General features: G+C 71.8%; 21 protein-coding genes and 1 pseudogene. 13 read left to right on the top strand and 9 right to left on the bottom strand.

Annotated elements, in window-relative coordinates; genetic code table 11:
• On the bottom strand, window positions 1–783 hold the full coding sequence (locus tag E6J59_12120) for a sigma-70 family RNA polymerase sigma factor (protein TMB19361.1): 783 nt from the start codon (window positions 781–783) through the stop codon (window positions 1–3).
• Here E6J59_12120 and E6J59_12115 point away from each other — a divergent pair.
• Window positions 625–1,119, top strand: coding sequence for a flavin reductase (locus tag E6J59_12115; GenBank protein TMB19360.1), 495 nt, complete (start codon window positions 625–627; stop codon window positions 1,117–1,119). The two genes, E6J59_12120 and E6J59_12115, sit on opposite strands and share 159 nt — an antisense overlap.
• Here E6J59_12115 and E6J59_12110 read toward each other — a convergent pair.
• A complete protein-coding gene (locus E6J59_12110) occupies window positions 1,116–1,325 on the bottom strand; it encodes a hypothetical protein (protein TMB19359.1) in 210 nt (69 codons plus the stop codon). The genes E6J59_12115 and E6J59_12110 overlap by 4 nt on opposite strands.
• On the opposite strand from E6J59_12110, the gene E6J59_12105 reads away from it, so the two are divergent.
• On the top strand, window positions 1,325–1,864 hold the full coding sequence (locus tag E6J59_12105; protein ID TMB19358.1) for a hypothetical protein: 540 nt from the start codon (window positions 1,325–1,327) through the stop codon (window positions 1,862–1,864). The two genes, E6J59_12110 and E6J59_12105, sit on opposite strands and share 1 nt — an antisense overlap.
• A 54-nt stretch (window positions 1,865–1,918) precedes the next feature.
• Here the strand turns inward: E6J59_12105 and E6J59_12100 are convergent, their stop codons facing one another.
• From E6J59_12100 to E6J59_12085, 4 genes and pseudogenes are all read right to left on the bottom strand, one after another.
• The gene (locus E6J59_12100) at window positions 1,919–2,572 is read right to left on the bottom strand and encodes a hypothetical protein (GenBank protein ID TMB19357.1); all 654 of its coding nucleotides are present in this window, start codon (window positions 2,570–2,572) and stop codon (window positions 1,919–1,921) included.
• 223 nt (window positions 2,573–2,795) lie between these two features.
• Window positions 2,796–4,304 carry an AAA family ATPase gene (locus E6J59_12095; protein TMB19356.1) on the bottom strand — a complete coding sequence of 503 codons (1,509 nt, stop codon included), beginning with the start codon at window positions 4,302–4,304 and terminating at the stop codon, window positions 2,796–2,798.
• Between the two features lie 158 nt (window positions 4,305–4,462).
• A pseudogene (locus tag E6J59_12090) lies at window positions 4,463–5,848 on the bottom strand (exo-alpha-sialidase).
• A gap of 232 nt (window positions 5,849–6,080) precedes the next feature.
• A complete protein-coding gene (locus E6J59_12085; GenBank protein ID TMB19355.1) occupies window positions 6,081–7,259 on the bottom strand; it encodes a hypothetical protein in 1,179 nt (392 codons plus the stop codon).
• Here E6J59_12085 and E6J59_12080 point away from each other — a divergent pair.
• A complete protein-coding gene (locus tag E6J59_12080) occupies window positions 7,240–8,022 on the top strand; it encodes a hypothetical protein (protein ID TMB19354.1) in 783 nt (260 codons plus the stop codon). The two genes, E6J59_12085 and E6J59_12080, sit on opposite strands and share 20 nt — an antisense overlap.
• A 121-nt stretch (window positions 8,023–8,143) precedes the next feature.
• On the opposite strand, the gene E6J59_12075 is transcribed toward E6J59_12080, so the two are convergent.
• A complete protein-coding gene (locus tag E6J59_12075; GenBank protein TMB19353.1) occupies window positions 8,144–8,527 on the bottom strand; it encodes a hypothetical protein in 384 nt (127 codons plus the stop codon).
• 149 nt (window positions 8,528–8,676) lie between these two features.
• Here E6J59_12075 and argB point away from each other — a divergent pair, with 149 nt between their 5' ends.
• Genes argB through argF form a run of 3 tightly spaced genes read left to right on the top strand, consistent with a single transcriptional unit; the run spans window position 8,677 to window position 11,696 of the window.
• Complete coding sequence (argB, locus tag E6J59_12070) at window positions 8,677–9,552, top strand: acetylglutamate kinase (protein TMB19352.1); 876 nt, start codon at window positions 8,677–8,679, stop codon at window positions 9,550–9,552.
• A gap of 14 nt (window positions 9,553–9,566) precedes the next feature.
• Complete coding sequence (locus tag E6J59_12065; GenBank protein ID TMB19373.1) at window positions 9,567–10,754, top strand: acetylornithine transaminase; 1,188 nt, start codon at window positions 9,567–9,569, stop codon at window positions 10,752–10,754.
• A gap of 36 nt (window positions 10,755–10,790) precedes the next feature.
• Complete coding sequence (gene argF, locus E6J59_12060; protein ID TMB19351.1) at window positions 10,791–11,696, top strand: ornithine carbamoyltransferase; 906 nt, start codon at window positions 10,791–10,793, stop codon at window positions 11,694–11,696.
• Between the two features lie 3 nt (window positions 11,697–11,699).
• On the opposite strand, the gene E6J59_12055 is transcribed toward argF, so the two are convergent.
• Complete coding sequence (locus tag E6J59_12055; protein TMB19350.1) at window positions 11,700–12,596, bottom strand: hypothetical protein; 897 nt, start codon at window positions 12,594–12,596, stop codon at window positions 11,700–11,702.
• An 88-nt stretch (window positions 12,597–12,684) separates the two neighbouring features.
• On the opposite strand from E6J59_12055, the gene E6J59_12050 reads away from it, so the two are divergent.
• Genes E6J59_12050 through E6J59_12040 form a run of 3 tightly spaced genes read left to right on the top strand, consistent with a single transcriptional unit; the run spans window position 12,685 to window position 15,754 of the window.
• Window positions 12,685–13,896, top strand: a complete 1,212-nt coding sequence (locus tag E6J59_12050) for an argininosuccinate synthase (GenBank protein ID TMB19349.1) — start codon at window positions 12,685–12,687, stop codon at window positions 13,894–13,896.
• Entirely contained in the window at window positions 13,893–15,293 is a 1,401-nt protein-coding gene (gene argH, locus E6J59_12045) for an argininosuccinate lyase (GenBank protein ID TMB19348.1), read from the top strand. Before E6J59_12050 ends, argH begins: the two co-directional genes overlap by 4 nt.
• Window positions 15,290–15,754 carry a fibronectin type III domain-containing protein gene (locus E6J59_12040; protein TMB19347.1) on the top strand — a complete coding sequence of 155 codons (465 nt, stop codon included), beginning with the start codon at window positions 15,290–15,292 and terminating at the stop codon, window positions 15,752–15,754. The genes argH and E6J59_12040 overlap by 4 nt, the downstream gene beginning before the upstream one ends.
• A gap of 31 nt (window positions 15,755–15,785) precedes the next feature.
• Here the strand turns inward: E6J59_12040 and E6J59_12035 are convergent, their stop codons facing one another.
• Window positions 15,786–17,018: a diaminopimelate decarboxylase gene (locus tag E6J59_12035; GenBank protein ID TMB19346.1), complete on the bottom strand. Its 1,233-nt coding sequence runs from the start codon at window positions 17,016–17,018 to the stop codon at window positions 15,786–15,788.
• A gap of 116 nt (window positions 17,019–17,134) precedes the next feature.
• Between E6J59_12035 and E6J59_12030 the strand changes: the two genes are divergently transcribed.
• The 4 genes from E6J59_12030 to E6J59_12015 form a co-directional block, all read left to right on the top strand.
• Window positions 17,135–17,977 (top strand): diaminopimelate epimerase, encoded by an 843-nt coding sequence (locus tag E6J59_12030; protein ID TMB19345.1) that lies wholly within the window; start codon window positions 17,135–17,137, stop codon window positions 17,975–17,977.
• Window positions 17,978–17,979: 2 nt separating this feature from the next.
• Window positions 17,980–18,852: a 4-hydroxy-tetrahydrodipicolinate synthase gene (locus E6J59_12025; GenBank protein ID TMB19344.1), complete on the top strand. Its 873-nt coding sequence runs from the start codon at window positions 17,980–17,982 to the stop codon at window positions 18,850–18,852.
• 19 nt (window positions 18,853–18,871) lie between these two features.
• The gene (locus E6J59_12020; protein TMB19343.1) at window positions 18,872–19,669 is read left to right on the top strand and encodes a 4-hydroxy-tetrahydrodipicolinate reductase; all 798 of its coding nucleotides are present in this window, start codon (window positions 18,872–18,874) and stop codon (window positions 19,667–19,669) included.
• Window positions 19,666–21,035 (top strand): transporter substrate-binding domain-containing protein (locus E6J59_12015; GenBank protein TMB19342.1); only part of this gene is annotated, 1,370 nt, incomplete at its 3' end. The genes E6J59_12020 and E6J59_12015, both read left to right, overlap by 4 nt.

The raw sequence follows: 21,035 nt of genomic DNA, 5'->3' as shown, positions 1-21,035 counted from the left end.
TCATCGTGTGCCTCTGAGGCCCGCGCGCAGCTGGTGAATCGCCCGGAAGAGGTGCCGCTTCACGCTGCCACCGCTCAGTCCCAACGTTTCGGCCACCTCGTCGGTTGACCAGCCCTCGATCTGGCGCAGCGCGAAGACCTCCTGCTGCCGGGGAGAGAGGCGGCGAAAGACGTGCCAGATGCGACGGCGCTCCTCCAGGCCGAGGGCCGCCTCCTCGGGCGTCGGTCCACGGGCGGGATGATCGGCCTCCACGAGCTCCTCACCGTGCTCCCGCCACCGCCGCCACCACCCGGCCCTCCGCCGGTCCCGGCAAGCGTTGACGGCGACGCGCGTGAGCCAGCGTTCCGGCGCGGGCGGCAGCTCGCGCTGCTCGAAGAGCTTCACGAAGGCCTCGTGGCAGACCTCCTCGGCCTCGTGGCGGTCGGCGAGCAGCAGGCGGCAGAGCGACAGCACCCGTCCGTGCTGGGCGCGGTAGAGCGCGTCGTGGTCGAGCTGGCCGGCCGCGGCTGGCTTCACGTGCTGCCCTTCCGCCCCCACCCGTCCTGACGAAACGACCCCGGCCGTGGTTGACGCCTCCAGGGGCCCAGCTTGCGGCGGGCTGGCCGCAAGGGCAAGTGCAGGGGCATGGAGCCCCCGCTCGCCCGCGCGCTCGCCGCGCTCACCACCGGCATCTACGTCCTCACCGTGCGCGATGGCGACCGCCGCCACGGCATGTCGTCGTCGTGGGTGGTGCAGGTCTCGGGCGACCCGCCGCTCGTCCTGGCGTCGGTCGACCGGCGCCACTTCACGCACGACATCCTCGCGCGCACCCGGCGCTTCGCTCTGAACGTCGTCGGCAAGCGCGGCCGCCAGTTGGAGGACTACTTCTTCTCGGCCGCGTCACACCGCCCCGACAACCTCGACCAGGTCGCCTGGGACGACTCGCCCGACGCCCTTCCGCTCCTGCGCGACGCGATGCTCAGCCTCGAGTGCCTGGTGCAGCAGTCCGTCGAGGCCGGCGATCACACCCTCTTCGTCGCCCGAGTCGAGCGCGTCACCGTCCGCGCCGACGACCGCCCCCTCACCTCGCAGGACCTCGACTACATCTACGTAGGCGAGGTGGTGCGGCGACCGCGCTAGCCAATGCGCTCTCCACGAGATGGCTTTACTGCCTCATGGGTTCGCTGCCCAACGGTAGCTGGAGTGGACGGCGATGGCCGTCCTCGTCGGCGATTCAACCACTTCCGCCACCCGCTGCGCACTTCGTGGCGGAAGCGCGTGATCGCCACCGAGTTCCCGGTGATCCCACAGTAGCTGTAGTGGCCTGGAAGGTCCGGGAGGCGCAATGCGTCTACGTATCGGTGCCGGCACGGTGGGTCTCGCCCTTGGGCTCGTCAGCGTCGCCGGAGCGAAGGTCCTGCCGATCTTCGCGGAGCAGTGCCCCTGTTACTGGCGGGCCGACGGCGTCGAGTGGACGAACCACCGTGAACGCGTGCAGTGCGCGACGGAGGTGATTCGCTTCGCCGTGGACAGCGGCCAGATCACCAGGCGGGAGGGCGCCCGGCACGCGCGCATCGCGAGAGAGTCCCCGTGCGGCCGGCGGGCGTTCACGCGCCGCTACACCTGTGGCAGCTCCGGGCACCGCCGGTGCCGGGGGCGGAACTCGTGCGAGGTGAACGATCCCCAGTGCACGGGGATCCAGCTAGGATACTGCGTCAGCCCGGGTCCGTGCGCGCGGGGCGGAGCGCCGGTCTGTGGCTGCGATAGCGTCACCTACGCGAACTGGTGCCTGCTACTCGACGCCGGCGTGGCGCTGGCACACACGGGCCCGTGCGATGCCGCGCCGGCGGTCAAAGCATCGGACGGGTTTGCCCCACGTCGCTAGCCGCCCGCCGACTCCGTCATCTCTGCCATGCAGGACCACCCCCGTCGGGCGTAGTTACTTCTTCCTCTTACGCTTTCCTTCCTCCCCACCGCCGTCCTTCTTCGAAGCAGAAGCGGGCGAGCCGAACGTCGTACACGGCACCACCTTGTCGCCATCCTTCACTTGAAGAACTGGCTCGAAGTCGAGCGGATATGCCTCATTCGGACGAAGGACGATTCGATAGAGGCCCGGCCCCATCGTCGTCTGATCTCTGACTTTGGTAGCCTTCCCTACGGGGCGTCCTACTTCGACGGCTTCGGCTGTCACCCCCATCGCCGCCTTCGCGAGCCCGGTGATCGCGGTCAGAGTCTCTGGCACCTTCGTGTCTACAGAAGAGTCCAGGCCGGTGAGGTTCCAGCCGTCCTGAAGCGTCGGCTTCATGCTGACCGTGCCGATCCCCAGCGCGCCGTCCCACGGCGATACCTGCATGATGTACTCCTGGGTCGGGTCGGGTAAGTAGAGCACGGTCGGGACACACTTGCCGTCCTTGTCAGAAGCTAGCCACAGGTACGGGGCTGGGCGGTAGAAGCGAACGCCATGTGCGTCCTTGTCCGTATCGTCTACAACGTGGCCGGTTTGGGCATCTACCTTGCGCTGGTACGGTCGCACGACAAGATGGACGCATCCCGCCAGCATCACCACCGAGAGAAATAGCCCCATTCTCCGCATTTCACGTCTCCTCCAGGTCCCCGGCGCGCAGCTTACGGGGATATCGATTGTGTCGCGCGAAGTTTACCCAAGACCCGCGCCGTCCCCGCCCGCGGGATTCGGCTGTGCCGCAGCCTTCGGGCTCACGGGCGCCGTGGCGCTGGCCCGTGTCCGGTGAAGTCGCCGCCTCCGAACGGCTCTGGGACCGCCGCCGGTCGGCGACGGTCGCGGCAGGCTGCCGCAGCTATGAATAGCGTTCACGCGGCGAGGCCCGCACCGCGCGGGCGAAGGCCCATTTCCGGATCTGATCGACCTGTTCCTTCATGGTCTTCGAGAGCGGCACGACGTTGGCGGTCGCATTGAACAGATCCGCATCCGTCAATCCGCGCTCCTCGAGACGGGCGCTTGTCAGTGCCGACACCACGCACTGCTCGATCTCGGCGCCTGTCCAGCCTTTCGTGAAGGTCTTGAGCGGCTCGAAATTGAACCCCTCAAAATCGACCCCGCGCCGCCGCAGATGCACTCGGAAGATGTCGAGCCGCTCGTCTTCGAGGGGCAGATCGACGAAGAACACTTCGTCGAAGCGCCCTTTGCGGATCATCTCGGCGGGCAGGAGGTCTATGCGGTTGGCGGTGGCGCCCACGAACAGTCCGCGTGTCTTCTCCTGCATCCACGTCAAGAAGAAGCCGAATATGCGAGCCAACTCGCCTTCCTTGGCTTGCGTGTTGATGCCAGCCTCGATCTCGTCGAACCAGACCACTGCCGGAGCCATCGACTCAAGCATATGGCAGGCCTGCGCGAACGCGCTTTCCGGTGTTCCGTGACGTCCGGAGAAGATGGCAATCATATCGATGCGATAAAGGGGCAGCTCGAAACAGGACGCGACTGCCTTGATGGACAGACTCTTGCCACAGCCCGAGACACCCATGACCAGTACTCCTTTGGGCACGATCTCGGCGCTGATGCGGTCCCGCATCTGGAATAACTTGCGCCGCTCCATCAGCCATTTCTTCATGATCTCCAGTCCGCCGACGTGTTCGATGCTGGTCTCGGCGGGGATGTACTCGATCATCCCGGTGCGATTCACCAGCAGGCGTTTCTCTTCGAGCAGCACGGGAACCGATTCCTGATCCAAGACCTTGCGCGAGCTCAGCGCGCGGCGAATCGCATGGCGCGCCTCGTCGAGCGTCAGGCCCTGGAGCGCCCGTGCGAGCTGGAGGAGAGTAGCCTCGTCGGCATCGAGGCGGCCGCCGGTTGCCGTGATCGCCGCGGCCTCGTGCCGCAGAAACCCGACGAGCTCGCGCAGATCGGGAACTGCCAGCTCTACGTAGACGATGCTGCGCGCGAGCTCCTCGGGGATGAACTTGACCGGCGAGCAGATCATCACAAACTTGCCACGGTCAAGGCAGAGCTCGTACAGGTCGCGCAGTCGCCGCCGGATGTCCGGCGCCTCGCGCAGCGGTTCGTGGAAGTCCTTGAAGAGAAAGAGCGCCGGGCCATCGTACGTGGCGACGAAATCGAGAGCCGCACGCGGGCTGAGCAGCTCGCCGCCGCTACCATCGTCGCGGCGCATGCCCTCGGTGAGGCTCCATATCCAGAGCGGGACCGCCGCCGAGAAACATGCGCCTGCGGTGTCGCGCAGCAGCGCCATCACGCGCTGCTCTTCCGCGGAATGAATGTATGCCAGCGGTCGCCCCGATTCGACGATGTCGGCGAGGGTACGGAGCGCGCGGCTCTCGGTTTCGTCGGCCATTGAGCGGTGTCTACCTAGACATTAGCGACATTTCCCAGATGCGACATAGTCGTCGAGCGGTCCGAGCGCCCTGCCCAGAGCGTCCAGCCTCGCTATCGGGCCGTCCGGGGCGCTTCGCTTTCGAGTCCGACACGCGGACTCACCGCCGCGCCCTCGGCGCTCGCGGTCGCGCTGCCACCCGATACGGCGAAGCCGGCGCTGGCGGTGTACATCGCCTCGTGGAAGGTGCTGCCGCTGGGAGCGGTGGCCAGCGCAAATACGGGGTAGGCGAGACCACCCGCGAACGACGTCGAGATGTAATCCCCGACCATGACGCCTTGGGTGGTGCTCGGGAGCCACCCCAGCGACATCGGGCTGCCGAGCTGGGTGGGGGCGCTCCAGCTGGCGCCTCCGTTGGTCGAGGAAATGAATCCCACCGAGAGCTGACACGACGCGGCCGAGCAGGCGGCGTTGGGATAGTAGTAATAGGTGAGGCCCAGATGCGCCGACGCGCCGGCGGTCGTCTTGTCGACGGCCAGGCCCGGGATGAAATGGTCAACGGTGCTCGTCGTGGGATCGATCGGAACCCGGCTTGGCGCGAACCACGTCGTTCCGTCGGACGAGGTGCTGAACACGATGTCGTTCGAGGCGCAGCCAGAGCGGAAGCGGCAGTCCTGCCACGCCACGTACACCCGCCCGGCGCCGTCGATCTCGGCGGACGGCAACGGACTGGTTCGCAGGTTGCCGCTCACGGGGTGCGCCGCGATGATCGCGATCGTGACCGGGCCGGCGTAGCTCGCGCCGCCGTCGGTCGACGTGACGGCCTGCACCCTCGACTGGCTGCCGTTGTTCAGGGGCACGATGACGGTGCCGTTCGGCTGCACGACCGGCTGGCCGCCGATGACGCTCGTGGTCGGCACACTGGCTTGGGTCCACGTGAGGCCCCCGTTCGTGGACGTGGCCATGCGAAGCTGGTTGTTGGCGCCCGCGTCGTCGTACTCGGTGTAGCAATTCCCGTAGAAGGGGCTCGCGGCGGTGGTGTCGCAGACGGTCCAGTTCTTGTCCAGGTCGGCTCCCGTCCCGACCGTCACGGGGTTGGCCCAGGTGAGGCCACCGTCGACCGAGCGGCTCACCACCACCGCGGGGGAGTTGACGTTTGTCCCGTGCTCGACGAGCGCCAGCGAGGAGATGAGCCACACGGCGTGGCGGACGTCGTACGCGACCGACGGGTCGCTCACCCGATCGTAGGGGCCGGCACCCTGGAGCTTGGTGATCCCGGGCAGGAAACCCTTCGACCAGTTCGCGCCTCCGTCGGTGGACGTCGCCCAGCCGATGTCGGAGGCTCCTCCGTCGAAGAAGCGGCCGACCTGGAAGGTCGTCGCGATCGTCGAGCCGAACACGAACGTGTCCGGCTCGACCTCGGTTCCGTGCTGGCTGGTGGAATTCGTAAACGGATCGCTGCTCAGCTGTCGCAACCGAGAGTCGCATTGCGCTTCCGCACTACCCGTCGCGACGACGAGAGCGACGACGGAAGCGAGCCCCGTGAGCGTTGCGCGTTCGACCATCGGATCCGCGCCCAGGGGTAGCATCACGTCGCGCGCGGACTCAAGTGGGGTCGGGCTCACCGCACCTGCGCCGAGTCCGGCACCACATCAACCCCGACAACCCCGACTCGTCCACTGCGTGAGAAACTCAAAAGGGAAGCTGACCGAATCTGCGATATCAGACGCTGCCCCGCCCCCCCTCTGGCGCGCCTTCCTGCTCTTCCCCGGTGTGGCGCGAGCGCAAGCCATCCGGTCAACCGCGGTGAGGCGCTGCTGAGGTCCTCACGGCGGGCGCTCGGTTGGCCTGCCGTTTGCCCCGCTTCCGGCCGGCCATGCTGCGCACGGCAAGCACGAGACGGCCGGCCACGAGTCCGTGGGCGACGCACGATACAACCGGTCGTCCGCGCCATGCCACCGTGCCCGGAGTGGCACAACTCGGACCGGCTGCCGTCGCGCCTGCGACGATCGTCAGGCGCTGCCTCGTGCTGCTCGCCCTCGCGCTCGTTGCAGCACCGCCGGCAACGGCCGTGGCTTCCCCGCCCTGCCCGGGCATTCGCTTCCTCGTCGCCCCGGCCCTCGTACCGAGGACTGAGCTGCCATTCGACGCGATCGTCATCGACGCGGACGGCATGGCGACGATCACGAGTGGCTGCCCGCCCGTGCCGGCGCACGTCCGCCGGCGGGGCGGACGCAGCACGCTGCAGGCACGGTGGCACGCGTGCGGCGCGCTCCGCAGCGTACGGATGCGCGCGATAGTCGATGATGTGTCCTGCGCATCGTTGATCGGTACGTTCAGCGCCCGCGCGACCAAACGCCGACGCTTCCAGGCTCCGAGGTCCACCTGCGGCGACGGCCGGCTCGATGCGGAGGGCGGCGAGCAGTGCGAGACCGTCGCCGACTGCGCCGAGGGCCAGGCCTGCGACGCATGCGTGTGCGGGAGCGGGTCGTCCACCGTGAGCGCGGCGGGCCGGAAGAAGGCCACCACGACCTCGACGTCGACGACGAGCACCTCGTTGAGCACGTCCTCGAGCGCCAGCTCGAGCAGCTCGACCTCCACTACCTCGTCGACATCGACGACGAAACCGACGACCACCTCTACCTCCACCTCGACCTCGGCGACGACGATCTCGAGCACGACGTCGTCATCCACTGCCTCCAGCTCGAGCACATCGCGTCCGAGCACGAGCTCCTCGACGTCAACCGTGATTCCGACCACCAGCTCGACTTCGACCTCGTCGTCCTCGAGTACGTCGACCTCGACCAGCGGCTCGACGACGACCACGACCGCCCCCGGGCAGCTCTTCGAGGCCCCGAACCCGTGGAACACCGACGTCTCGACGCTGCTCAAGAGCGCGACCTCCGACGGCATCATCGAGGCGCTCGCCGCCGCCGGCGGCTGGGGTTTCGGCTCGATGCGGATCGACTTCAGCATCGAGGTGCTCCAAGCCGACGCCACGACGCCCTTCCGCACCTTCACGCCGACGGCCGACTTCTACACACCCGACTGCGACCACGTGCCGTTCCCAGTCCCTCCGGGCGGTGCGATCGAGGGCGAGACCGGCTACCAGTGCGTGAGCAACGGCGACTGCCACCTCATCGTGGTGCACCGGCCGACGAAAACCCTGTACGAGATGTGGCGCGCGAACATCGTCGGCTCGACCTTCACGGGCGGCTGCGCGGCGGTCTGGGACCTGACGCGCTCGTACCCGGCGACCCTGCGCGGCGATCAGTGCACCTCGGCCGACGCCGCCGGCTTCCCGATGGCGGCCATGCTCTTTTCGGCGGACGAGGTGGCGAGCGGCGCCATCAACCACGCGATCCGCTTCATCCTGCCGAACAGTCGTATGCGGAGCGGCGTGTACGTGCGGCCGGCCACGCACGCGGGCGGCCCGACCGGCGGGGCGAACCTGCCACCCTATGGCGTGCGCTTCCGCTTGCGATCCGATTTCCCGCTGGCCTCGCTGCCTTCCGAGGGCGCGCGTGTGATCGCTCGCGCGATGCAGCGCTACGGGATGATTCTCTCCGACGGCGGCAACATCGCCCTCACCGCGCAGAGCGATCGGTTCACCACGCACAAGTGGACCGAGGTCGGCGTCGACAGCCACTCGCTCACGGCCCTCCAGGTGACTGACATGGAGGTCGTCGGCATGGGGGCGACGATCCCGCTCACGTACGACTGCGTGCGGAACCCCTGACGGCGCCCCGTCACGAGGCCCAGGAGTCCCGCCCCCCGCTTGGCCGAAGCTCCTTCACGCGCGGGCCGATCAGGGTTTCTCGCCGACCAGACCGAGCTGCATCGCCTCGCCAACCCGAAGCTCACGGCTTCAGTTTGCGCGACGTCGGATCGACCGCTAGGCCGAGGGCTTCGAGGGCCTCGGCGCCAAGCAGCGGCTCGATACCCCGCGGGCCGATGAGAGCCGTATCCGCCGCTTCACGTCCGAGAAGCCGGATGAACACGGTCACCGCCCGCATGGACTTACGACGGCCGTCCGCGAGCCGTCCCTTCAGCCGTCTCGGCGCCTCCGTGATCTTCAGCCGCTGGGCGAGGTCGGCAGGAAGCACGGTGTACGTAGCGCCGCTATCGACGAGAATGCGAACCCGCGCTCTTCTCGCGCCGGCGAGTTCTGCGTCGACAGTCACATGGCCCATCGGCTGGTGATGCTTAGCAAAGGAGTGACCAGGCAGCCACGGTCGGGGCATCAACGAGATATCGGCTCGGATGTGCGCGCGATGCGGAGGCTGCCGGTCTGCACGCCGGTTCCTCGAGCAGGGAGAACGTCCGACGCTCGTCGAGCCGCCGCTCTCGCGCGCGGGTTGTACCCCTGACCGGCGCGAGGCATAAGGCCCGGATGACTCCGGTCGAGAAGGCCGACGTCCTCCTCGAGGCCCTGCCCTACATCCGCCGCTTCGCGGGCAAGCTGCTGGTCATCAAGTACGGCGGCCACGCGATGGAGGACGAGGAGCTGAAGGACTCCTTCGCGCAGGACGTCGCCCTTCTCAAATATGTCGGCATGAACCCCATGGTCGTGCACGGGGGTGGGCCGCAGATCGACATGGCGCTCCAGAAGGCCGGCATCGAGCCGCGTTTCGTGCGTGGGCTCCGGGTGACGGACGCGGCCACCATGGACATCGTCGAGATGGTGCTGGTCGGCAAGATCAACAAGGAGATCGTGGCGCTCTTGAACCGCCACGGCGGCAACGCGGTCGGGCTCTCGGGGAAGGACGGCGAGCTGCTGGTGGCGCGCAAGCACCGGAGCGGCGACCTGGGCCGGGTCGGCGAGGTGGTAGGAGTGAACGCGCGCGTCATCGAGGCGCTCCAGGGGTTCATCCCGGTGATCGCGCCGGTGGCGGCCGATGCCGACGGCGTCACCTACAACATCAACGCCGACGTGGTGGCCGGCAAGGTGGCGGAGGCGCTGCGCGCGGAGAAGCTCATCCTGCTCACCGACGTCGAGGGCGTGAAGAGCCGCGACGGCGCGCTCATCGACACACTCCCCGCCGACGCGGCGGGCGACATGATCCGCGACGGCACGATCGCCGGCGGGATGATCCCCAAGGTCGAGTGCTGCCTCGAGGCGATCCGCGGCGGCGTGAAGCAGGCCCACGTGATCGACGGCCGCGTGCGGCACGCGGTGCTGCTCGAGGTGCTCACCTCGCGCGGCGTCGGCACGGAGATCCTGCCCCGCACGGCGCGGCGGAGCCGGGGCCGGGCCGCCAGCGCGTGAGTGAGGGGAGCAGACTGACCAACGCCGAGGTGATCGCGCTGAGCGCCGCGCACGAGGTGGGCGTGTACGCGCGCCAGCCGGTCGCCTTCGTGCGCGGGCGCGGCGCGGAGCTGTGGGACGCGGACGGCAAGCGCTACCTCGACTTCTTCGCCGGCCTCGCGGTGAACAACCTGGGCCACTGCCATCCCGCGGTGGTGGAGGCGGTCACGGCGCAGGCGGCGACGCTGCTCCACGCCTCCAACGTCTACCACACGCTCCCCGCGAGCGAGCTGTGCGCGCTCCTCTGCCGGCACTCGTTCGCCGAGCGCGTCTTCCTCTCGAACAGCGGCGCCGAGGCGAACGAGGCCGCGATGAAGCTCGCGCGGCGCTGGGGCTCCGAGCAGGGCGGCGGCCGCTTCGAGATCCTGGCCACCACCGGCTCCTTCCACGGGCGCACCTTCGCGACCCTCACCGCGACCGGCCAGGAGAAGTACCACACGGGCTTCCTCCCCCTCCTGCCCGGCATCCGCCTCGTCCCCTACGACGACCTCGCCGCCATGGAGGCCGCCGTGCGCGATGAGACGGTCGCCATCATGGTCGAGCCGATCCAGGGCGAGGGAGGCGTCGTCGTGCCGGCGCCCGGCTACCTGGCGGGGCTGCGCGCGCTCGCCGACCGCCGGAACGTGCTCTTGATCCTCGACGAGATCCAGTGCGGCCTCGGGCGCACGGGGCGGCTGTTCGCACACGAGCACGCCGGCATCACGCCCGACATCGTGACGCTCGCCAAGGCGCTCGGCGGCGGGCTGCCGATCGGCGCCACGTGCACGACGGAGCGCGTCGCCGCCGCCTTCACGCCCGGCGCGCACGGCTCGACCTTCGGCGGGAACCCGGTCGCGTGCGCGGCCGCGATCGCGGCGCTCCGGGCGCTCGCCGAGCCGGAGCTCCTCGAGCACGTGCGCAGGGTCGGGCAGCACTTCCGGAGCCGCCTCGAGGCGCTCGTCGGGCGGCACGGCGTCCGGGAGGTGCGCGGCATGGGGCTCATGCTGGGCACCGTCCTCGACCGGCCCGGCGCGCCGGTCGTGGACCGCTGCCGCGAGGCCGGGCTCCTCATCAACTGCACGGCGGAGCGCGTGCTCCGCTTCCTGCCGCCGCTCATCGTCACGCGTGCGCAGGTCGACGACGGCTTAGCGATCCTCGAGCGGGCGCTCGCCGCGCGAGCGTGAGCGAGGAATATTCGCGAGCGTGAGCGAGGAATACTGATGAAGCGAGACGTCCTGCGCATCGCCGACCTCGCCACCGGGGAGATCGAGGCGATCCTCGCCCTCGCCGGGCGTCTGAAGGCCGATCTGCGCGACGGGAAGCCGCATCCGCTGCTCGCGGGACGGACGCTCGCCATGATCTTCGAGAAACCGAGCCTGCGCACGCGCGTCACCTTCGAGGTCGGCATGGTGCAGCTGGGCGGCGCCGCCATCCATCTCGCGCCCGGCGACATCCGCCTCGGCGAGCGCGAGTCGGCGCGCGACATCGCCCGGAACCTCGAACGGTGGGTCGACCTCGTCATGGCGCGCACGTTCCTCCACCAGAGCGTGGTCGACCTCGCGGCCGGCGCGCGCGTGCCGGTCATCAACGGCCTCTCCGACCTGCACCATCCCTGCCAGGTCCTCTCCGACTGCTTCACGCTCCTCGAGCGCCGTGGCCGGCTGGCCGGCCTGCGCGTCGCCTTCATCGGCGACGGCAACAACATGGTCCACTCGTGGATGGACGCCGCCGCGCGCCTGGGCTTCGACTTCGTTCTCGCCTGCCCGGCCGGCTACGAGCCCGACCCGAGGATCGTCGCCGAAGCCGGGCCGCACGCGACCGTCACGCACGAAGTGGAGAGCGCGGCGCGGGGCGCCGACGTGGTCTACACCGACGTGTGGACGAGCATGGGCCAGGAGGCCCAGGCGAAGGCCCGGCGCCACGCCTTCCGCCCCTACCAGGTGAACGAACGCGTGGTCGCGCTCGCCGGCCCGCGCGCGCTCGTCATGCACTGCCTCCCCGCCCACCGCGGCGAGGAGATCACCGACGCCGTCCTCGACGGCCCGCAGTCGGTGGTCCTCGACCAGGCCGAGAACCGCCTCCACGTCCAGAAGGCGATCATGTGCTGGCTCGTCGGCGCCGGCTGAGAGTTACGCCGTGGGCTCGACCTCGCCCACGAGCGCGAGCCCGCGGTCGCCGTGCCGCACCCGGAAGCGCACCCTGGCGGAGTAGGGGCCGAGCTGTGCCTTGGTCTCGATCACCGGCACGGCCGCCCAGAAGTTGGCGACCCGGGCCGGCACGAGCGCGCACGCGCCGTCCTGCGCCCGGACCAGGAGCCCGCCCTCGGCGCGCCGCACCTCGGCGTCCGACCAGGGCGCAACGACGCGGCCCACGCGCACGCCGCCCCCATCGAGGGTGACGGCGCCGGCGCGGCGCCTGGCGCTCGCCACCCCACGTTCCGCGAGCGCCACCACGAGGGCCACGGCGAGGCCGGCGCTCCCCGCCCCGCCGAGCCCGGCGGCCAGCGCCGGCGCGTAGACCCACCACGCGAGCGCGCGCGGCAGGGGATCGGTCGGCGGGCCGAGGCGCACGGTCTCGCCCTCGTCGAGGAGCGCCCACAGCTCCGCGGCGAGGCCGGCGGCCACCCGGCCGAGCAGCGCGCTGCGCACCGGGGCGGCGAGCGGCAGACGAAGGCGCCTGCCGCCGCCCTCGAGCACGAGCGCGTGCCGCGCCTCGGTGAGCGTCACGACCTGGGACCACGGGAGCCGTCGCACCGCCCTGCCCGGTCCCATCGCGATCACCTCCGCCTCGTCGAGGTGATAGCGGCGCAGCCCCTCGCTCGGCTCGGGTGCCGAGCGCGCGAGGAGCCAGCCCACGGTGACGACCGCGAGCATGGCGCCCGCGGACCCGAGGTACGCCGCAAGCAACGACGGCGCGAGTGCGGCCAGGGCGAGCCACGCGACCCAGCCGAGCGGGAGCACCGCCGAGGCGCCCGCAACCGTCAGCCAGAGGGGACGCTCCACGGGCGCGGGCGAGGTGGCGGACATCACCCGGAGTCTCGGCCGATTGTCGACGAGGCTTGAATGTCGAAACCGCGTTGGTCCCCCGGGGAGGCGTGTGGTAGGTCATGCGGCCATGGCCGCCCCGGTGCGCCGCATCGTCCTCGCCTATTCGGGCGGGCTCGACACCTCGGTCATCCTGCGCTGGCTCGTCGAGCGCCACCAGGCGGAGGTGGTGGCCTTCTGCGCCGACCTGGGCCAGGCCGAGGAGCTCGGCGGCCTGGAGGAGAAGGCGCGCCGCACCGGCGCCACGAAGACGATCGTCGAGGACCTGCGCGAGGAGTTCGTGCGTGACTTCGTCCTGCCGATGTTCCGCGCCGGCGCGATCTACGAGAACCAGTACCTCCTCGGCACCTCGATCGCCCGCCCGCTGATCGCCAGGCGGCAGATCGAGATCGCGCGCCAGGAGCGCGCCGACGCGGTCGCGCACGGGGCGACGGGCAAGGGCAACGACCAGGTGCGCTTCGAGCTCGCCTACGCCGCGCTCGCGCCCGAGCTGACCGTGATCGCGCCCTGGCGCGAGTGGGACATGAAAGGCCGCGCGGACCTGATCGCCTACGCCGAGCGGCACCGCATCCCGATCACGACGACGGCGGAGAAGCCCTACTCGAGCGACCGGAACCTCCTCCACGTGAGCTACGAGGGCGGCCTCCTCGAAGACCCGTGGCGGGCGCCCTACGAGGACATGTTCCAGCTCACCGTCGCGCCCGAGCGCGCAGCGGAGCGGGCCGAGGAGATCGAGGTCGAGCTCGAGGCGGGCGTGCCCGTGGCGGTGAACGGCGAGCGGCTCGGGCCGGCGGCCCTGCTCGCGCGCCTGAACGCGCTCGCCGGCCCCCACGGCGTCGGGCGCGTCGACGTGGTCGAGAACCGCTACGTCGGGCTCAAGTCGCGCGGGGTGTACGAGACGCCCGGCGGCACCGTGCTGCGCGCGGCCTTCCAGGCCGTCGAATCATTGACCCTCGACCGAGAAGTCCTGCACCTCCGCGATGCGCTCGCCCCGCGCTACGCCGAGATGGTCTACTACGGCTACTGGTTCGCCCCCGAGCGCGTGATGCTGCAGGCTGCGATCGACGAGGCCGCGCGCGCGGTGACCGGGACGGCGCGGCTCCGCCTCTACCGTGGCAGCGTGTGCGTCGTCGGGCGGAAGGCGCCGCGCTCGCTCTACGACCCGAAGCTCGTGAGCTTCGACGACGCGGGCGGCTACCGCCAGGAGGATGCGGGCGGGTTCATCCGCCTCTCGGGGCTGCGCCTCCGCATCAAGGCGCTCGTCGAGCGCAACGCGAGATGACCCGCCGCCGCGCCAGGGCGCGGGCGCCGAAGGCGTGGGCGGGACGCTTCGCCGCGCCGGCGGCCTCCGTGGCCGAGGCCTTCACCACCTCCCTGCCCTTCGACCGCCGCCTCTACCCGCACGACGTCGCGGGGAGCGTGGCCCACGTGCGCGCGCTGGTGCGCGCGCGGCTGCTCACCCGGCGCGAGGGCGCGCGCCTCGAGGGCGGGCTCGCGCGCGTGCGCCGCGAGCTCGACGCGGGGCGCTTCCGCTTCCTCCCCTCCGACGAGGACATCCACATGGCGATCGAGCGGCGGCTCACCGAGCTGGTCGGGCCCGTCGGCGGGAAGCTCCACACCGGCCGGAGCCGCAACGACCAGGTGGCGCTCGATCTGCGCCTCTGGCTGCGCGCCGAGTGCGCTGCCCTCGACGCCGCGCTCGCGCGCGTGCAGCGCGCGCTCGCCACGCTCGCCCGGCGGCATCGCGATGCGCTCCTCCCCGGCTACACGCACCTCCAGCGCGCGCAGCCGATCCTGCTGGCGCACCACCTCCTCGCCTATCGCGAGATGCTGGCGCGCGACCGCACCCGCCTCCGCGACTGCCGCGCGCGCGCCGACGAGCTGCCGCTCGGCGCCGGCGCGCTCGCGGGCGCGGGCTTCCCGCTCGACCGGCGGTTCGTCGCGCGCCAGCTCGGCTTCGCGCGCGTCACCGCCAACAGCGTCGACGCGGTCGCCGACCGCGACGCGGCCGCGGAGTTCCTCGCCGCCGCGGCGATCTGCGCCGTGCACCTCTCGCGCCTGGCCGAGGAGATCGTCCTGTGGGCGAGCGAGGAGTTCGGCTTCATCGAGCTGCCCGACGCCTTCGCGACCGGCAGCTCGATGATGCCGCAGAAGAAGAACCCGGACGTGGCCGAGCTGGTGCGCGGCAAGACGGGGCGCGTGACGGGCGCGCTGGTGGCGCTCTTGACCACGCTGAAGGGGCTGCCGCTCGCGTACAACAAGGACCTGCAGGAGGACAAGCCGCCGCTCTTCGACGCCGCCGACACGCTCGGGCAGTCGCTCGACGTGATGGCCGCGATGCTGCCGCACCTGCGCTTCCGCACCGCGCGCATGGCGGCCGCGGCCGACGGCCTCCTCCTCGCCACCGACCTGGCCGACCTGCTGGTCGAGCGCGGCGTTCCCTTCCGGCGCGCGCACGCGATCGTGGGCGGCCTCGTGCGGCACTGCCTCGCGACCGGGACGTCGCTGCGGGAGCTGGACGCGGACCTCCTGCGCAGGCACTCGCCGCATCTCACCCCGGAGCTGGTCCGGCGCCTGACGCCCGCGCGCTCCGTGGCGCGCCGCCGCGTCGTCGGCGGGACCGCACCGCGCGAGGTCGCACGCCAGCTCGCCCGCGCGGCACGGGAGGACGCCTCGTGAGGCGCGCCGCGGTCGTGCTACTCGTGCTGGCCGGCGCGCTCGGGGCCTGCGGCCGCAAGGGGCGGCCCGTCCCGCCCCAGCTGGTCGAACCCGAGGCGGTCGAGAACCTGGCCGCGATCGTGACCCCGGAGGGCGTGCGTCTCTCCTGGCTCCGGCCGACGCACTACACGGGCGGGGGCCGCATGAACGACCTGGGCGGCTTCGAGATCGAGCGCGCCGCGGGCGAGGGCGCGCCGCCCGGGTTCGCGAAGATCGGCACCGTCATGCTCGAGGACCAGCAGCGCTTCCGCAAGGAGCGTCACCTCGAATGGGTCGACAAGGACGTGCGCCCCGGCGAGCGCTACCGCTACCGGGTCACGGCCGTGACGCTCGACGGCTACCGGAGCGCGCCGGCGGGGCCGGTGAACGTGCGCTACGGGAATCCGCCGGGCGCGCCGGCCGCCGAGCCGGCGACCCCGTAGCGCCCCGGCGGCTGCCGCTTTCCGATCGCTGCTACTCGACCTCGTTCGCGAGCATCTGCTCGAGGCTCTGCCGCCGCCGCACCAGCCGGAGGCTTCCGTCCGGCTCGCGCAGCACCTCGGGTGCGAGCGGATAGGAGTTGTAGTTGCCGGTGCTCATGGCGGCGCAGTACGCGCCCGCGCCGCCGACGACGACGAGGTCGCCGATCTCGGGCCGCGCCACCTCGCGCGGCGCCAGCGCCTCGGGATCACCCGGCGCGGGCGTCAGGATGTCGCCCGACTCGCAGCACGGGCCGACGAACACGACGCGCGCCGCCGGGCGCCCCTCCGCGAGCACCGCGATCGGGTGCTGCGCGCCGTAGAGCGAGGCGCGGGTCACCTCCGTCATGCCGGCGTCGAGCTTGGCGAAGAGGTAGCCGTCCTGCCCGGTGTCGACCACGTCGACGCAGGTGGCGACCACGACGCCGGCGTTGGCGACGAGGTAGGTCCCCGGCTCGATCTCGAGATGGAGCCTGCGGCCGGTGCGGCGATGGAAGCCGACGAACGCCTGCCGCACGACCGACCCGACGGCGGCGAGGTCCGTCGCCTGCTCGCCCGGGACGCGCGCCACCTTGAAGCCGCCGCCGAGGCTGACCGTGATGACGGCGGGCAGCCGCTCCGCGATCTCGAGCACCAGGCCCGCCACGCGCATCCACACCGCCGGATCGCTGCCCGAGCCGATGTGGGTGTGGAGCCCGCGGACCACGAGCCGGTGGCGGGCGGCGAGCGCCTTCGCCTCGTCCAAATGCGCGTGCCAGATGCCGAAGCTCGCGGCGGGGCCGCCGGTGTTGGTGCGGTTGGTCGAGCCGCTGCCGAGGCCCGGGTTCACCCGGATGGTCACGTCGCGGCCGGGGAGCACCCGGCCATAGCGGTCGAGCTGGTGGAGCGAGCAGGCGTTGTAGAGGACGCCCAGAGCCACGAACTCCTCGAGCCGGCGCGAGGGCACCTGCGCGGTGAGCTGGATGTGCCCGGGGGCGAAGCCGGCGCGCAGTGCGCGCTCGACCTCGGGATCGCTCGACGCGTCGATGTGCAGGCCGAGGTCGCGGAAGATCGCCAGCACGGCGTGGCTCGAGTTCGCCTTCATCGCGTAGCGCAGCGTGAACCCGAAGGCGTGCGGGAAGGCGAGCGCGGTGCGGGCAGCGGCCTCGAGCGCCGCGCGGTCGTAGACGAAGCACGGCGTCCCGAAGCGCTCGCGCACCAGCGCGGCGTCGGCAGGCGTCAAGAGCATGGGGCGCAGAGAATCATCCGCGGGCGGACGAATGCAACGGGGCGCGTCCCACGAGCGTCGAGGCGACCGCGGTTGACGCTGCAACGCAGCGCATTGTAAGGGTTCGGCGCGGCGCCATGGCCATTCTCCGCTTCGCGAAGCTGCACGGCACGGCGAACGATTTCGTCTACGTCGATGCGCGCGCGGGCTTCCCGGGCGATCCCGCGGCGCTCGCGCCCCGCCTCTGCGACCGCCGCCGCGGCATCGGCGCCGACGGCCTCATCCTGCTCGAGAGCTCCGCAGCCGCCGACTGCCGCATGACCATCTACAACGCCGACGGCAGCCGCGCCGAGATGTGCGGCAACGGCATCCGCGGGCTCGCCAAGTTCGTGCACGACCGGGGGCTCGTCACCGCCGACCCGCTCCGCGTCGAGACCGACGCGGGCGTGAAGACGGTCCGGACGGAACTGAACGGCGACGGCCGCGTGGCGCGCGTCAGCGTCGACATGGGGCGGCCGCTGTGGGACGGCCGGCAGATTCCCGTCGCCGCGGACGGCGAGGTCGTCGACCGCCCGCTCGAGGTGGACGGGCACCGCTACGTCGTCACCTGCGTCTCGATGGGGAACCCGCACTGCGTCGTGTTCGTGGATGGCGACGTCGCGGGCCTGCCCCTCGCCGACCTGGGGCCCCGCTTCGCGCGCCACCCGTTCTTCCCGCGCGGCGTGAACACCGAGTTCGTCCGTGCCCTCGGTCCGGAGCGGCTCGAGATGCGGGTGTGGGAGCGCGGTGCGGGCGAGACCATGGCGTGCGGCACGGGCGCGTGCGCCGCCGCCGTCGCCGCCGCGCGCACGGGGCGAGGCGGCCGGCGGGTGGTCGTGGCGCTCCGGGGCGGCGAGCTCGAGATCGACTGGCGCCCCGACGATCGGGTTCTCATGACCGGGGACGCGGTCGAGGTCTTCGAGGGGCAGGTGGAGGTGTAGCGATGCTCACCGGCGCCATGACGGCCCTGGTCACCCCCTTCCGCGCCGGCGAGGTCGACATCGAGGCCCTCGACGCGCTGGTCGAGGCGCAGATCGCGGGCGGCATCAACGCCCTCGTCCCCTGCGGGTCGACGGGCGAGGCCGCGACCCTGACGCACGAGGAGCACGTCGCGGTCGTGCGCGAGGTGGTGCGCGTCGCACGCGGGCGCGTGCCGGTCATCGCGGGCACCGGCTCCAACTCGACGGCGGAGGCCATCCGGCTCACGCGCGGCGCGGAGGAGGCGGGCGCGGCCGCCGCCCTCCTGATCTCGCCCTACTACAACAGGCCGACGCAGGACGGCATCTACCGCCACTATGCCGCGGTCGCCGACGCGACCAGGCTGCCGCTCATCCTCTACAACATCCCGGGCCGCACCGGCTCGAACATCACGCCCGAGACGATCGCGCGCCTCGCGGACATCCCGAACATCGCGGGCGTGAAGGAGGCGAGCGGGAACCTGGCGCAGGTGCTCGAGATCATCGACGAGTCGGGGCCGGACTTCGGGGTCTACGCGGGCGACGACATCCTGACGCTCCCCATCATGGCCGCGGGCGGCCACGGCGTGATCTCGGTGGGTGCCAACCTGATGCCGCGCGCCTACGTCGAGCTGACCGACGCGCTCCTCGCGGGCGACCTGGAGCGCAGCCGGATGCTGAACCACCGCCTGCTCCCCCTCATGCAGGCGCTCACGCTCGAGGTGAACCCGATCCCGGTGAAGACCGCGCTCGGCATGATGGGCCGGTGCGCCGACGAGTTCCGCCTCCCGCTCATGTCCATGAGCCCGGGGGCGCGCATCAGGCTCGAGGCGGTGCTGCACGAGTACGAGCTCGTCTGAGCCGAGCGCGCCGAGGGCGCTGCCCATCGTCGTCTGCGGCGTGGCGGGGCGCATGGGCCGGCTCCTGGTCGCGCTCGCGCGCGAGGACCCGCGCCTGCGGGTCGCGGGCGCGATCGAGGCGGCCGGCCACCCGGCGGTCGGACGGGACGCGGGCGAGGCGGCCGGCGGCGCGGCGGTCGGCGTGCGCGTCGGCGACGACCTCGGCGCCGTCTGCCGGGCGGAGCAGGTGGTCCTCGACTTCACGGCGCCCGCGGCGACCCTCGCGCACACGCGCCTCGCGGCCGAGCGCGGCGCGGGGTTGGTGATCGGGACCACCGGCCTCGACGCCGGCCAGCAGCGCGAGCTCGCCGCGCTCGCCGCCCGCACCCGGACCGTGCTCGCGCCCAACATGAGCGTGGGGGTGACCGTGCTGACCGCGCTGGTGAGCCTCGCCGCGCGCCTCCTCGACACGAGCTTCGAGGCCGAGATCGTCGAGCTGCACCACCACGCGAAGACAGACGCGCCGAGCGGCACGGCCCTCGCGCTCGCGCGCGCGGTGGCGGCGGCGCGCGGCCAGGACTTCGAGCGGGCGAAGCGGCTCGCACGGGAGGGGCTGGTGGGCGAGCGGCCACGCGACGAGATCGGCATCGTGGGGCTGCGCGCCGGCGACGCCGTCGGCGACCATACGGTCGTCTTCGGCGGCCTCGGCGAGCGCCTCGAGCTCGTCCACCGTGCCCAGAGCCGCGACTGCCTCGCGCGCGGCGCGTTGCGCGCCGCGCGCTGGGTGGCGGGACGGCCTCCCGGCCTCTACTCGATGCGCGACGTGCTCGGGCTGTGAGGCGCGCGGCGGCGCTGGCCGTCCTCGCCGCGGCGTGCCTCCACGCGCCGCCCGCGCTGCCGCCGCTCCGTGTCGGCACGAGCGGCGACTATTCGCCCTTCTCGCTCACGCGCGACGGCACGCTCGAGGGGCTCGACGTCGAGGTCGCACGCCGCTTCGCGCGCGACAGCGGCCGCCGCCTCGAGCTCGTCCGCTTCCGCTGGCCGGAGCTGACGCGGGACCTCGCGGCGGGGCGCTTCGACCTCGCGATGGGCGGCGTCACGGCCCGCCCGGAGCGGGCCGTGGCGGGCGTATTCACGCGCCCGGTCGCGGAGGCGGGGGCGGTCGTGCTCGCCCACCAGCGGCTCGACCCGCGCAGCTCCTGGCTCCGACTCGGGGTGAACGCGGGCGGGCACCTCGAGCGGGTCGCCGCGCGCCTCTTCCCGCACGCGCTGCTGGTGCGGACGAACGACAACCGCGCGCTCGCGGAGCTGCTCGCGAGCGGGGCCGCGGATGCCATCCTGACCGACGAGGCCGAGGCGGACGCGCTCGCGCTCCCCGGCGCCGTCCGTCTGGGGCCGTTCACCCGCGATCGGAAGGCCTACCTCGGGCGCGATCCGGCGCTCGTCGCCGAGCTCGATGCCTGGCTCCGCGCTCGCGAGGCCGACGGGACGCTCGCCGCGCTCCGCGCCCGCTGGCTCGGCGCGCCACGCGCGGCCGCCCGCTCCGCCTTCGCGTCGGATCTGGAAGCGCTCCTGGCGCTCGTCGACCTGCGGCTCGCCTTCATGCCGGCCGTCGCCGCGGCCAAGCAGAAGACGGGCCGGCCGGTGGAGGATCCGGAGCAGGAGGCGCGCGTCCTCGGCGCGGTCCGTGCGCGGGCCGCCGAGCGGGGCCTCGACCCGGCGGCGATCGAGGCCCTCTTCCGCGCCCAGATCGAGGCGGCACGCGCCTTGGAGCGCGAGTTCCTGGCGCATCCCGAAGAAGTCGACGGCCTCGACCTCGAGCGCGAGGCCCGTCCGGCCCTCGCGCGCATCTCGGAGCAGATCGTGGCCCGGGCTGCGGACCTGGCCGCCGACCCGGGCGCGCTCGCCTCCCTCGATCCGGGGCGGGTGGCCGAGGCCCTGGACGGCTCGCTCACGCCCGCCCCGCACCGGCTGGCCATCGCGAGGGCCATCGCCCGCCTCAGGCGAGCCCCGCCACACGCCGCGAGAAAACCGCCGCTCGCAGCGGGCGGGCGAGTGTCCGTACCGGGAACGCAGCAGCGCTCCGCGCTGGGAGACGTCGACCCGCGAGCGAGCGTCATCTCTGTGGCACACCGCCAGGAGAGTGACGCGGCATCCTCCCAGAAACCCTCCACCCTTTCACTGGTCTTCGCCGCCAAGAGTAA

Source organism: Deltaproteobacteria bacterium (assembly GCA_005879795.1).
Classification (GTDB): domain Bacteria; phylum Desulfobacterota; class Binatia; order DP-6; family DP-6; genus DP-6.
This window is presented reverse-complemented; position numbering and strand designations above follow the sequence as displayed.